This window comes from Marinomonas sp. ef1 (assembly GCF_002806845.1).
Lineage (GTDB): Bacteria > Pseudomonadota > Gammaproteobacteria > Pseudomonadales > Marinomonadaceae > Marinomonas > Marinomonas polaris.
In genome coordinates this window covers 19,994-33,275 of the sequence record NZ_NHTT01000021.1, presented here as the reverse complement: position 1 = coordinate 33,275, position 13,282 = coordinate 19,994, and the positions used below count along the sequence as shown (strand labels likewise).

Genomic DNA, 13,282 nt, shown 5'->3' with positions numbered 1-13,282 from the left:
AAGGTAATATTCCACAACTCATAATTAATCTCGCCAATCGCTTAATCGAGCTCGTAATCGCATAGCCGCTTGACTATGAATTTGACTGACTCTTGATTCACTGACGCCTAATACAGCACCAATTTCTTTCAAGTTGAGTTCTTCATTATAATAAAGAGACAAAACCAACTTTTCTCTTTCAGGTAAATCATCAATTTCTTTTGCTAATTGATTTTGAAAACCACCCTCCTCTACTAGCGAATAAGGTGCATTTTCTACCTCAGATTCAATACTGTCTAAATTATTTGTATCAGAGTCTAGCATTTCTTCATAGCTAAACAACTGGGTCGACATAGATGAATGAATCATTTCATGATATTCATCCATACTTATATTCATATGAGATGCCACTTCCATATCAGACACCTCTCGACCTAACTTGGCCTCTAATTCTTTAATCGCATTAGCAACAGCTCTTCCATTACGTCGAACAGAACGAGGTGCCCAATCAGTTTTTCGCACTTCATCCATGATGGAGCCGCGAATTCGAATACCTGCGTAAGTTTCAAAGCTAGCACCTTTAGTCGACTCAAACCGTTTATACGCCTCAATCAACCCCATCATGCCAGCTTGAATTAAATCATCGACATCCACGCTATCAGGCAAACGCGCTAATAGATGATAAGCAATTTTCTTTACCAAATACCCATACTGCTCAACAATCGCATCAATCGAAAGCGTCGCTTTTTTAGAGTAAGTGTTATATCCATTTTTGGTCTGCATAAAATAGTCTAAGCAACCTTTACCATTTAAGTTAGTTGCGCTAACTAACTGTACTACATAGTTTGGCGCAACGCTTTCAGTAATAACAAAATTTTACTAACTACCATACTTTAGTGACCCATAAAGCTGACTGTAATGTTCTGCAGTATATACAGCCCTACTAATCAAGTTATGCGCCCTAGCTGGCTCGATATCATCAGGAATTCTTTGTCCATCTGCTATATATACAACAGGAAGACCTTCCTCAATAACTACACTAATAGCCTCACCAAGTGAAGCAGATTCATCAAGTTTACTTAAAACACAGCCATCTAATTGAACTTGAGAATAAACATCTACAACTGTTTTTAATACTTGTCTTTGGCTTGTACATGGTAATACTAGTAATTTTTTAAGACTTGCTCGCGCACGCTTCATCATTAAAAGCTGTCGTTCAAGATTTGAATCTCTTGGGTTCATGCCTGCAGTATCAACAAGCACTAAAGAATAATTAGCGTATTTTGCTAATACTTCATTTAGATCTGAATATTCATTAACCACTTCAACTGGCACATTTAGAATACGGCCAAAAGTTCGTAATTGCTCATGCGCTGCAATACGATAGGTATCAGTAGTAATTAAAACAACACCCTCAGAACCATGTTTTAAAACATGCTGAGCAGCAATCTTACCAATCGTTGTTGTCTTCCCTACTCCGGTAGGCCCCATGAATGCTATGCAGCCTCTAAGTTCTGAAGAGCTAGAGCGAATAGGAATATAATCTGCCAAATGAGCCAACAACCGGTTCCAGTCATCTTCACGGCCTTTTAAATCAATATCGTCAATCAACCTAGAAACAACAAAATCTGATAAGCCTAGACCTTTTAATTTTTCGCGGGCACGTAGCTCAACTGCATTTTCTTTTGCTTCGGATCGGCTTTCATTTTGCTGACGCTGCTCGAGCATAGCTCGAACATTTTTCAACTCAAGTTCCATGTCTCGTAATTGCTTAGCACTATCACTATTGCGAATAGACAAAGCTTCCTCAACTGCAGGATCTTCTCTGTCACTTGACAAGGGTGGCATTTCAAACTGTGCTGTAGGACGTTTTTCAGAATATGAAGGTGAGGAAACCTGAGGCGGCGTCTGCTGCTTCGCTCTTTCTATGCGCTCTAAATAGTCAGCACTTGGGTCAACATATTGTTCAGAACGAGGCGCAGATGACCGTTTAGAAGTCATACTAGAAGGCAAGGATCCATCATAATCTAGAGCAGCAACTATTTCTATCTCACCGGTAGGCAGACGTTGATTTGACAAAATGACCGCATCAGGGCCTACAGCATCACGAACCTTCCGTATCGCTTGCCGCATGTCAGGTGCTCTAAACCGCCTAATTTGCATGAATAACTTAATCCTTCCAGTTTATTTTTCTTACAAATCCATAGCTTACCCGAAAGATTACAATAAATATAGATACAATCCATCACGTTAATAGGTAGATCTTATTGACCTATAACACCCACCACAGTAATGCGTTTATGATCTGGCACTTCTTGATATGAAAGCACTGACATATTCACCATACCATAACGCATAAAACGCGCCAACATAGGACGTATAGGCGCTGACACAATTAAGATAGGAGTATTTCCCATTGCTTCTTGCTGCTCTGCCGACTGCCGCAACGAAGCCTGCAACTGTTCGGCCATTTGCGGCTCTAAAATCAGTGCTTCTTCATTCTTAATACCAGACTGCTGACTTTGCTGAACAGTCTGCATAAGCATTTTTTCCAATTTAGGTTCTAGCGTTAACACAGGAATCTCTTCAACGCCATCCGCCAATGTCTGAATAATCAAGCGAGATAATGACGTCCGCACCGCCGCAGTCAATATCATTGGATCTTGAGTTTTCGGCTGCACTCCCATAATCGACTCCGCAATAGTTCGCATATCTCTTAAAGGAACACCTTCTATCAATAAGTTCTGCAACACCTTCAGAAGAACACTCAACGGTATAGTATTTGGCACCAATTCTTCAGCCAATTTAGGATTATATTGCTTCAACAAACTCAGCAACTGTTGAACCTCATCATGACCAATCAATTCATAGGCATGCTTATGCATAATCTGGTTAATATGAGTCGCAACCACAGTACTTACATCGACAACAGTATAGCCATAAGTTTGCGCCTGATCCCTTTTCTTAGGATCAATCCAGACCGCATCCAAACCAAACGATGGATCTTTACCCGCGATACCATCAATCGAGCCAAATACCTGCCCAGGATCGATTGCCAAATCTTTATCTGGATGAACTTCCGCCTCTGCCAAACTAACTCCCATAAGAGTTACCCGATAGGCATTCGGCATCAAATCTAAGTTATCTCGAATATGTACACTTGGTACTAAAAAACCCAAATCCTGCGACAGCTTTCGACGCACACCTTTGATTCTAGCTAACAACTCACCACCCTGAGTCTTATCCACCAAAGGTATCAAACGATAACCCACCTCTAAACCAAGCATATCAACCGGCGCAACATCATCCCAACTAAGATCTTTCACTTCTGCTGGCGCAAGATTATCAGAGGAAGTCTTACCGGTACTTTTTGGACCTGGTTTAGGCTTCTGTTTCTTTCTGTACTCAAGAAAATAAGCAAGACCACCCAAACAAGCCGCCAACGATAAGAAAGAAAAATGCGGCATACCTGGGACAATTCCCATAATAGTCATCACACCAGCAGCAACATATAAAGCCTTTGATGACCCAAACATCTGACGAACAATCTGGGAACCCATATCGCCCGTTTCATTAACACGGGTCACCATTATTGCTGCAGCAGTCGACAGCATTAAAGATGGGAGCTGAGCAACCAAGCCGTCACCAATAGTCAATAACGAATAACGCTCAATGGCTTCCGAGAACGAAAGATCATGCTGCGCCATACCAATGGATAAACCACCAATTATATTGATACCGAGAATAAGCAAACCAGCAACAGCATCCCCTTTTACGAATTTTGAGGCACCATCCATAGAACCATAAAACTCAGCTTCGGATGCAATTTCTATACGACGCTGCTTAGCCTGATCAGCATCGATCATGCCTGCATTCAAATCGGCATCAATGGCCATCTGCTTACCCGGCATAGCATCCAAGGTAAAGCGCGCACTTACTTCGGAGATACGACCAGCACCCTTTGTCACTACGGCAAAGTTGATGATCATCAAAATAGCAAACACAACAAAACCAACAACGTAGTTACCACCGATAACTACCTCGCCGAAGGCCTGAATCACCTTACCAGCAGCATCACCACCTTCATGACCATTCAACAAAACCACACGAGTAGACGCCACGTTAAGAGCCAACCTCATTAACGTAGACACCAACAAAACAGTGGGGAACACAGCAAAATCTAAAGGCCGCATTGAATAAATAGCAACCAATAAAACAACAATGGCCAAGGCAATATTAAAGGTAAAAAGAACGTCTAATAAAAAAGCGGGGATGGGTAAGATCATCATCGCTAAAAGCGACAACAACAAGATAGGAATACCTAAATTCCCACTAAAAATACTCTGAACCTGCCCAGTAAGCCGACCGCGGTCAAAATTCACACGACATCCTTATTGGAAGAATAACTACAAAACATGATCAACTACCGTCCCACTGAAATTCATCAGGCACATCTAAGTTTGGCATCGTTTCTGGGCGTGGCGCCCCCATACGAGCGTTACGCAGCTGATATACATAAGCCAATAACTGAGCAACCACTTTAAATAAACCTTGAGGTATCTCATCACCAATCTTAGTGTGATGATATATCGCCCTTGCTAATGCGGGCGATTGTATCACAGGGATATCATAGTGATTGCCGACTTCACGAATTTTCAATGCAATAAAATCGCCACCTTTTGCGAGCAGCACTGGAGCAGCGCCACCCGTTTGATCATATTTCAGGGCCACAGAGAAATGCGTGGGGTTAGTAATAATAACATCGGCACTTGGGACATCAGACATCATTCGATTCATTGCCGCTTGACGCTGCATCTGACGAATTCTACCTCGCACTAAAGGATCACCCTCTTGCTGTTTGTATTCATCTTTCACTTCTTGCTTAGTCATTTTTAGTTTTTCTTTATGTGACCAAACTTGAAAAGGCACATCAATCGCAGCGATCAGCGCTAAAGCAAGCGTAACAAAAACAAAAGACCAAATAACGATATCAATACCATGAGTAATAGCCAGCTGCATCGATTGAAAGGTTAACCCGAGCATTTCTGGTAAAAAGTAATTTAATACTACCACGGCAACAAAACCGACCAACGTCACTTTGGCAATAGACTTAAAAAGCTCCACCAAAGATTGCACCGAAAACATTCGCTTCAAACCTGCTATTGGGCTCATTTTACTAAGCTTTGGAGTCAAAGGCTCCCAAGAAAAATTCAACCCTCCCAAAGCAATACTGCCAACAATACCAGCAACAGCTAAAACAGCCATCAGCAGAACCATAGAGTCCATCATAGCCACAACAGACTCGTACAGATGAAAAACCATACGACTTAAATCAAAAACATCCGCCCGCTCGACCAAAAAATTAAAATCAAATAACACTGCGAGATCACGAACTAGTAGAGTCCCCGTTCCGTAAATAGTTGCCGCAGCCACTATTAGCAAAAGGGCAGAACTTAAATCTTTAGAACGAGGGAGATTACCTTTATTTCGAGCATCCTGAAGTTTTTTACTACTGGCACTCTCCGTCTTTTCGCTACCGTCTTCATTCTCAGCCATTTAAACGAATCCCCCACGTATCCTTCATCCAATCAATCATTTCTGCGAAAAACAACAAATAGATGTTTAAGAAATCATCCAACATAATCCAGAAAAAGAACAAAGAAAATAGCATTATGATTGGAAAACCCAACGCAAAAACGTTCAATTGTGGCGATGCCTTAGCAACCACACCAAAAGACAAGTTAATTACTAATACAGCAACAGCCAAAGGCAACACGATGAGTAATGCTTTTTCAAACATCCACCCACCCAGTAACACTAGCTGCCAATAACGCTGACTGTCAAAACCACTGCCAATAGGCCAATAATTAAAACTTTCAGCCAAATACTCTATCATAACCAAATGGCCATTCGTCCCAAGGAAGGCCAACGCCACCATCGATAAATAATACTGACCAAGCGTCGCAACCGAAATACCATTAGCAGGATCATTAGACATAGCAAAACCCAAACCAGCCTTCATTGCCGCCAACTGTCCAGCCAGTGAAAACAACTGAAACAAAATAGTGACAACAAAACCCAACACAAAACCAATCACCAATTGCTCTGCAATCAACACAATATAAGCAGGAGAAATAGGATCGTAATTAGGGACATCAATAACAGGGGTAATAATAATGGCAACAAGAAAGGAGAACGCAATACGCACTCGCGGACTAACTAGACGACTACCAAATAAAGGCAGCGCCATAAAAAAAGCGCCTATGCGAAAAAAAGGCAAAAGAAAACTGATCGTCAAGTTCATCAGTTGATCTGGATGAAGCTCTAACATCAGCCTATTATCATAGGAATATTAATAAATAAATTAGTCGTGAAATCCATTAACTTCATCAAGATCCACGGCCCCAATTGCATGATGACTAAAATAGTAACAATCAACCTCGGCAAGAAAGACAAGGTTTGCTCGTTAATCTGTGTTGCAGCTTGAAACACACTTACAATCAAACCGACGATAAGACTGGGCACCATCACAACGCCAACGATCAAAACAATTAAGTAAAAGCCTTGTCCATATAAATCTAACACCACTTGAGGATTCATAATTAAATCCCGAAACTCGCCGCCAAAGTACCCATAATCATAGACCAACCATCAACCATGACAAAAAGCATGATTTTAAAAGGTAACGATATAATGATAGGTGACAACATCATCATACCCATTGCCATCAAAACACTCGCCACCACCATATCAACAATCAAAAATGGAATAAAAATCATAAAACCGATCTGAAAGGCGGTTTTAAGCTCACTTGTCACAAATGCTGGCATCAGTATGGTAAATGGGAGCGTGTCCATTGACTGAATAGTACCTTCCTTACCTGCCAATTTAACAAAAAGAGCAATATCGTCCTCTCTTGTTTGCGCCAACATAAAATCTCGCACAGGAACAGACGCAGCTTCAACAGCCTGAATCGACGTCATTTCTTCTTTTAAATATGGCTGCAAAGCCACTTCATTCACCCTATCCAGCGTCGGCGTCATGATGAACAAGGTTAAAAATAACGCCATCCCAATCATAATCTGGTTAGAGGGCGTTTGCTGCAAACCGATGGCTTGACGCAAAATAGCCAACACAACAATAATTCGAGTGAATGCTGTCATCATCATCAAAGCCGCCGGTAAAAGCGTCAATGCGGTCATGATAAAAAGAATTTGCAACGAAACAGTGTAGTCTTGACTACCATCAGCATTCGTTACGACTTTTACCGCAGGCAACCCCACTTCAGCCCATGAGAAAACAGGAAACACTAACGACAAAAGCAGAACAAAACGAATCACAAGATATCCCCATTGCTCTTATTGTCAGTAGAGTTTTCCCTATCAACTTCCTCCATCATAGAAGCAAACGATGCAGCCTTAGACGGAAAACTTCGCAGATGACTAATAGAATGCGCAGTGACACCAATTAGTAAACGCTCCCCTTCCACTTCAACAAGCATCAGCTTCTCTTTTGCCCCCAAAGACTGGACATTCACTATTTTAATATCTGACTGCCCCAACTTCATTTGAGCAAATTGAAAGCGTTTCATTAACCAAAGACAAGCAGGTATAAAAGCAATAACAAAGATTAAAGAAATAACCACCTTCCAAATAGAGGAAGTAGCAGACATTTCTTGCACACCTACAGCATGCAAATAGGGAACGGCCATGCAAAGCATGGCCGTGAAGACATAACGATTAAATAAAGAAAAAATCAATTTACACTACTTCAGTCGTCTAATACGCTCACTAGGGCTTACAACATCCGTTAAACGAATGCCATACTTATCATTAACTACAACCACTTCACCATGAGCAATCAATGTACCATTTACAAGTACATCCAAAGGCTCTCCTGCAAAACGATCGAGCTCAACAACAGACCCTTGCGTCAACTGCATTAAGTTTCGAATTGCTATTTCCGTATTCCCCAATTCCATAGAAAGAACTACCGGAATATCCATAATCAAATCGAGATCAGAACCAACTCCACCACTAGGTACAGAAGGATTAGTCAGCGTTTCTAGCTTAACAGGCTCGACTTTTTGCTCAGACATTGCCGCAGCCCATTCGTCTTCAATCCCTTCACCATCTTCTGTCTCCCCCGCTTCAGACATTGCTGCAGCCCATTCGTCGGCTAAATCTTCGTCCATGCCTGCTGCATCTGGGTTTTGTTCTTCTGCCATGTTATTTCGTCACCTTCGCTTTGAAACTTTCTTGCATTTGTACTGAATAGCGTTCATTACTGACGCCCAATTTGCCTTTAAAGGTTGGCACACCATTCGCTCGAACTGTTACAAACTCAGGCATCTCTATCGGAATGATATCTCCAGCTTTGAACTTTAATACCTCACCAAGTGAGATTTTTCGATTCGCAACATTGACAGATAGCCTAACATCAATCTCTTTCACGTCTTGTTCTAAGGACTTGCCCCAGCGGTCATCCTTTTCATCCACGTCACTCTGAACACCCGCATCAAGCAATTCACGCACAGGCTCAATCATAGAGTAAGGCAGAGTAATATGCAGCTCACCACCACCTCCATCCAACTCGATATGAAAAGTGGAAACAACAACAACCTCGCTAGGGCTCACAATATTCGCCATTGCAGGGTTTACTTCAGAACTAATATATTCCAGCTCTAATTTTAATACTGGCGCCCAAGCTTCTGTTAAATCCTTGAAAACTTGTTCAAGCATCAACTGCACAATACGAATTTCAGTTGGGGTAAATTCTCGCCCCTCAATCTTAGCATGTCGCCCATCACCACCAAAAAAATTGTCTACTAGCTTAAACACCAATTTGGCATCAAGTATAAACAACGCAGTGCTTCTTAGTGGGCGGAATTTCACCAAATTCAAACTGGTAGGCACATAAAGCGTATGAACGTATTCACCAAACTTCATTACCTGTAGACCACCAGATGAAACATCTGCAGTACGACGAAGCATGTTAAACAAACTAATACGTGTGTAACGCGCGAAACGTTCGTTTATCATTTCCAGCGTAGGCATACGCCCACGCACAATACGTTCTTGACTCGTAATGTCATAGGATGCCACACCATTAGCATCCCGATTATCCTCTTCTACAGGCTTTTCATCTGCACCATGTAAGAGGGCATCAATTTCGTCCTGAGATAACAGATCTTGAGCTGACATAATTCTATTGCATCACAAAGTTAGTGAATAACACAGCATCAATACCTCCTTGACCAGTTTCCTGCTCAAGAATTCCATTGATTGCGTCAAGCGACGCTTTTTTTAACGCCTCTTTACCATCTGCTGTCTGTAAATCAACAAACGATTGGCTGGAAAATAACAAAACCAAACTATTACGAATTAAAGGCATATGAAGCGTAACCGCATTAATTTGCTCCATATTTTTTGACTTAACAGACATATTAAGCTGCACATAGCGTTGCTTACCATCAACCATAAAATCGACAGTAAAAGCTGGATCTAATGCCAAATACGTAGAAGGTTCATTAGCCAAGGCAGCCTCGGCAGATTCCGCTGAATCGCCACCCTCATCAGAAGAGCCACTAAAAAACAAGAAGTAAGCCGCTGCACCACCTCCAACCAGAACCAAAACTAGAAGAATAATGATAATAAGCTTTTTCTTACCACCAGACTTTCCCTCTTCTGCACCAATATCCAAACCGTCTTCTTCTGCCATATTCATAAACCTTAGGTGTATCAATTTCTTTATTAAGAACGCTTACCACGCTCTTGTGCACTAACAATCCTCTATTCTACAAAGAATCAAACATAGCACCATCAATTTCTCATAAGTTTAAGCATAGTAATCAATACCGGACGCAGAAACATATGATAAGTTTTTCGCAATCAGCTCTTCATCGACTTCATCATTACTAGCAACACTACCTTGAGGCGAGCCATTATTACGATTATTAGCCCTATCTTGCGCACCAGAAGTATCTTGTTGCGAAACATCAACATCTGCTCGGCTCAAGTCCATTCCTTGCTGAGCCAACATTTCTCTCAAGCGCCCCATTTGCCCTTCCAACAAGTCCCGTGCTTGTGGTGTCGCAGCAATAAAGCTTATTTGTGTATTAGAGTCACTGTCGACCGACACTTTAACCGTCAAACTACCTAATTCGGGTGGGTCTAACCTAATATGTGCGGTATGACCACCATCACGTGCAATCCAAGCAACCTTCTGACTCATCTCATTTGCCCAGCCGGGATGACCTGGCGGCAAACTCATTGCCAAGTTGTTGGCCTGAGGATTAGACATAGAAGCATTAAGGGCCGCAGCGGCAACTGCAGGGCGACTAGCATTATTATGAAGCGAACTATTTAAGCCTCCCGGTGAAGCATCATCATTCTGCTTACCATCAATCTGTGCAGACATTCGACCAAGCAGGGCCTCCTGTTCTTTTTTACGCAACTCAATAGGCTCATTAATTAAGACGCCATCTTCATCCAAAAGAGCATCTGCAACATTTAAATTAGACTCTCCTGATAAATCCCCCTCGTTTAGCAGAGAAGCTGGTACAGGCTCAGTACGGCTTCCTTTACCCATTGCTCCTGCGGCAATAACACCAGCAGCAACGGATGACGCAACTTTAGTTGTATTAAGTACTGTTTCGCCAATTGAACTTGCAGGTGGCGCTTTCACACCTGACGCTTCCATTTGAGACAAGACCCAAGATAACTCGCTTTTATCATCACCAACGGATGGTTCTATAACATCTTCTGAAGCAGTCGTTTCATTTAATGCTGAATCAATGTTTTTTACATCACTGACTACGGTCCGTCTTATAGTATCTAAACCGACAACACCAGCACCTGAACTAAGCCCTGTAACAACAGCATCTTTAGACGCGTTTTCTGTCGCGATCGGCGCTACTGCAACTGGGCCCACATCACCAACAACCGCATTGTCAGCCAGTAGGTTTTGCGCCCCCGCTTCTTCTTGTTGCGCCCCATCAAAATCAGACAATAATGAAGAATCAATTTCCGTATATTGCAAATCAGACGGAACCGCGGTCGCAAGAAGTTTTGAATTTTCTGCGGAAACAGCTATAAGTAAGCCATCAGCAGGAGATACCTGGCCATCTTGCTGCAAGGCCTTGCCGCTATCTTGAGATACAGCTGGCGCAGCAACAGCTAGCTTAGTAACAGCTACAACACCAGAAGAACCAGTCGAAGATGTAGAGACTTTATCATTGCCACTAATAGGCGCCGCATTCTTATCAAGCGTTTTAGTCGTTGTGGACGATGAATTAGCAGATGAGGACACTGAAGAGCTAGAAGCTGCTGGAGCATCAGTAGCAGATGAAGATACTGAAGAGCTAGAAGCCGCTGGAGCATCAGTAGCTGATGGTTTTTGGGGACGAATAGTTTCTTTTGCTCTATTAAAATCATTTTCAAAAGCTGCCCCGTTATTAGTGGAAGCCTTAGTCAAGGCAGACTTTTTAGATGGAACACCTGAAGGTAAAGACAATACCGTATTTGAATCTGTGCGCATAATTTCCTCCAACGATAGAGAAGACTATGCAATAGCGAGGCCAACACTATATAGCCCTGCCATCTAGACCAACCTGCCAATGATAATGTGCCGTTACAGCACTTCCACCTTTAGAGAATTCTAGCTTTGAGCAGAGCTGATCCAACAGAGCCAAGCCTCGGTTGTAGAGTAACTCAGTATTGGATATATCATAATTGACATCCTGAAAATCAAACCCTGAACCACTGTCCTCAACATACAAAATTAGCGCTCTGTTGTTATTATCAGACGTTACTTTAACTGAAATTTTAACATAGCCATCTTGTAAATTAGCAAGGTTACGCTCACGCTCCTCATAATAAAGAGAGAAGCCATCACTAGAGCTTTTTTTATCAGAGCTTAACTTCAAGACACCGTGTTCAAGTGCATTTGAATAGAGCTCAGAAAGAATCATGAATATTTGACTAGAAAAGCTACTTAGCCCCGGAACAGTTGTTAATATTTGTAATACATAAGGTAAAGGATCTGTATTACGCAGCGAATCTGCATTCAATACGTACTCAAACGAAAAGTCAGCAGGCGCCTCATCATGCCCTCTTGATACTTTATGCTCAGATGAATCAATTCCTATATTAGTATCCAGACGAACACTTAGGCATGAAATATCATCATGTGGATTCGCTAAAACCCCTTCTCGCTCTAACTGTTGAATAAGCCAATCAACTGACTGATCAGCATCAATTTCACCTTGATAGAGCGGATTAAGTACAGAATGACAAAACATCTGCCCAGATAAATCCAACGCCTCATAAACACCATCAGAAAATGCCATCAACCTATCACCAGGAACAAAAGACATAGGATCAATTTGGCACTCAAACGTATCAGGAGAAAGAACCCCCAAAGGTAAGTTTTTAGAGGTAAGTTTGACCGGTCTGTCTGCATTTTGAGGGAAGAACAATAAATCAGGCAATCCGCCATTCCAAACTTCAATACTCTTATTATTCACTTTTATATCAATGAACGCTGCACTACAAAACATATTCGATGGCAAAATTCCTTTTAGACGCGCGTTTATCTCAGGGATAATTTGACGCATCAGAAAGCCTTTTTTCGTCCAATCAAAGAAAATATCAGCAAGCGGTAACGCACCAATTGCAGCAGAAAGGCCATGACCTGTGAAATCACCTAACAATATATGCATACCGCCGTTTGGCTTGTAAGCAGCTAAAATCACATCACCATTAAAGATATGGGTTCCATAATGAATGGTAGAAAGCGCAGGATCCTTCAAACAATTTGAGTTGGTTATATTTTCATAAACAACTTTCGCAACTTCTTGCTCGTTGAGCAATTGCTCATTATACAAGCTCATTGCATCACGCTGCTCTTCAAGCGTTTTTTGCATAACCAAAAGCCTGACTATGGCATTTAGCTTCGCAGTAATAAGGGCAGGACTATATGGTTTTGAAATAAAATCAATGCCACCAATCCGCAAGCAGTTTGACAAAGCAATAGGATCAGTTACACCAGAAAGGAAAACAATAGGAACAAAAACATCACCCGCGATACGCTGGATTTCGAGTGCCGCTTCCCAGCCATCTTTGTGAGGCATTTTTATATCTAAGCACACCAGCTGAATTGTATGGGGATCAAACTTATCAATAGCATCTTGCCCATCAACAGCTGAAATAACGTTGTGGCCAAATTGACTTAAAATCGCTTTCAATAAAATACGATCCGAAGGGTTGTCATCCGCAATCAATATGGTTAAAACTTGTTCCAT

At 41.8% G+C, this 13,282-nt stretch carries 13 protein-coding genes; all 13 read right to left on the bottom strand.

The window, feature by feature from the left end:
- Positions 1 to 24 precede the first annotated feature (24 nt).
- The 13 genes from CCS02_RS20440 to CCS02_RS20380 all read right to left on the bottom strand — a co-directional run bounded on the left by CCS02_RS20440 (position 25) and on the right by CCS02_RS20380 (position 13,282).
- Positions 25 to 762 carry an RNA polymerase sigma factor FliA gene (locus CCS02_RS20440; protein WP_072841268.1) on the bottom strand — a complete coding sequence of 246 codons (738 nt, stop codon included), beginning with the start codon at positions 760 to 762 and terminating at the stop codon, positions 25 to 27.
- 96 nt (positions 763 to 858) lie between these two features.
- Entirely contained in the window at positions 859 to 2,142 is a 1,284-nt protein-coding gene (gene flhF, locus CCS02_RS20435; RefSeq protein WP_100187084.1) for a flagellar biosynthesis protein FlhF, read from the bottom strand.
- Between the two features lie 101 nt (positions 2,143 to 2,243).
- The gene (gene flhA / locus CCS02_RS20430; protein WP_100637556.1) at positions 2,244 to 4,361 is read right to left on the bottom strand and encodes a flagellar biosynthesis protein FlhA; all 2,118 of its coding nucleotides are present in this window, start codon (positions 4,359 to 4,361) and stop codon (positions 2,244 to 2,246) included.
- A 37-nt stretch (positions 4,362 to 4,398) separates the two neighbouring features.
- Positions 4,399 to 5,535: a flagellar biosynthesis protein FlhB gene (flhB, locus tag CCS02_RS20425; RefSeq protein ID WP_072841265.1), complete on the bottom strand. Its 1,137-nt coding sequence runs from the start codon at positions 5,533 to 5,535 to the stop codon at positions 4,399 to 4,401.
- Positions 5,528 to 6,283 carry a flagellar biosynthetic protein FliR gene (gene fliR, locus CCS02_RS20420; RefSeq protein ID WP_269800435.1) on the bottom strand — a complete coding sequence of 252 codons (756 nt, stop codon included), beginning with the start codon at positions 6,281 to 6,283 and terminating at the stop codon, positions 5,528 to 5,530. The genes flhB and fliR overlap by 8 nt, the downstream gene beginning before the upstream one ends.
- Before the next feature lie 26 nt (positions 6,284 to 6,309).
- Positions 6,310 to 6,579 (bottom strand): flagellar biosynthesis protein FliQ, encoded by a 270-nt coding sequence (fliQ, locus tag CCS02_RS20415; RefSeq protein WP_012071103.1) that lies wholly within the window; start codon positions 6,577 to 6,579, stop codon positions 6,310 to 6,312.
- Between the two features lie 2 nt (positions 6,580 to 6,581).
- Positions 6,582 to 7,319, bottom strand: coding sequence for a flagellar type III secretion system pore protein FliP (fliP, locus tag CCS02_RS20410; RefSeq protein ID WP_100637554.1), 738 nt, complete (start codon positions 7,317 to 7,319; stop codon positions 6,582 to 6,584).
- On the bottom strand, positions 7,316 to 7,738 hold the full coding sequence (gene fliO / locus CCS02_RS20405) for a flagellar biosynthetic protein FliO (protein ID WP_232728929.1): 423 nt from the start codon (positions 7,736 to 7,738) through the stop codon (positions 7,316 to 7,318). The genes fliP and fliO overlap by 4 nt, the downstream gene beginning before the upstream one ends.
- Positions 7,739 to 7,744: 6 nt before the next feature.
- Positions 7,745 to 8,206 (bottom strand): flagellar motor switch protein FliN, encoded by a 462-nt coding sequence (fliN, locus tag CCS02_RS20400; protein WP_072841262.1) that lies wholly within the window; start codon positions 8,204 to 8,206, stop codon positions 7,745 to 7,747.
- A gap of 1 nt (position 8,207) precedes the next feature.
- Positions 8,208 to 9,182, bottom strand: coding sequence for a flagellar motor switch protein FliM (gene fliM, locus CCS02_RS20395; protein WP_072841261.1), 975 nt, complete (start codon positions 9,180 to 9,182; stop codon positions 8,208 to 8,210).
- Positions 9,183 to 9,186: 4 nt separating this feature from the next.
- The gene (locus CCS02_RS20390; RefSeq protein WP_072841260.1) at positions 9,187 to 9,699 is read right to left on the bottom strand and encodes a flagellar basal body-associated FliL family protein; all 513 of its coding nucleotides are present in this window, start codon (positions 9,697 to 9,699) and stop codon (positions 9,187 to 9,189) included.
- Positions 9,700 to 9,816: 117 nt separating this feature from the next.
- A complete protein-coding gene (locus CCS02_RS20385) occupies positions 9,817 to 11,517 on the bottom strand; it encodes a flagellar hook-length control protein FliK (protein WP_100637553.1) in 1,701 nt (566 codons plus the stop codon).
- 46 nt (positions 11,518 to 11,563) lie between these two features.
- Positions 11,564 to 13,282 carry a fused response regulator/phosphatase gene (locus CCS02_RS20380; protein ID WP_072841258.1) on the bottom strand — a complete coding sequence of 573 codons (1,719 nt, stop codon included), beginning with the start codon at positions 13,280 to 13,282 and terminating at the stop codon, positions 11,564 to 11,566.

Bases quoted from the DNA above. Each gene is read 5' to 3' on its own strand.
- CCS02_RS20380 (WP_072841258.1), bottom strand. From the start codon at position 13,282: ATGGAACAAGTTTTAACCATATTGATTGCGGATGACAACCCTTCGGAT.
- fliQ (WP_012071103.1), bottom strand. From the start codon at position 6,579: ATGAATCCTCAAGTGGTGTTAGATTTATATGGACAAGGCTTTTACTTA.
- fliM (WP_072841261.1), bottom strand. From the start codon at position 9,182: ATGTCAGCTCAAGATCTGTTATCTCAGGACGAAATTGATGCCCTCTTA.
- flhF (WP_100187084.1), bottom strand. From the start codon at position 2,142: ATGCAAATTAGGCGGTTTAGAGCACCTGACATGCGGCAAGCGATACGG.
- fliR (WP_269800435.1), bottom strand. From the start codon at position 6,283: ATGAACTTGACGATCAGTTTTCTTTTGCCTTTTTTTCGCATAGGCGCT.
- flhB (WP_072841265.1), bottom strand. From the start codon at position 5,535: ATGGCTGAGAATGAAGACGGTAGCGAAAAGACGGAGAGTGCCAGTAGT.
- fliN (WP_072841262.1), bottom strand. From the start codon at position 8,206: ATGGCAGAAGAACAAAACCCAGATGCAGCAGGCATGGACGAAGATTTA.
- CCS02_RS20385 (WP_100637553.1), bottom strand. From the start codon at position 11,517: ATGCGCACAGATTCAAATACGGTATTGTCTTTACCTTCAGGTGTTCCA.
- CCS02_RS20440 (WP_072841268.1), bottom strand. From the start codon at position 762: ATGCAGACCAAAAATGGATATAACACTTACTCTAAAAAAGCGACGCTT.
- CCS02_RS20390 (WP_072841260.1), bottom strand. From the start codon at position 9,699: ATGGCAGAAGAAGACGGTTTGGATATTGGTGCAGAAGAGGGAAAGTCT.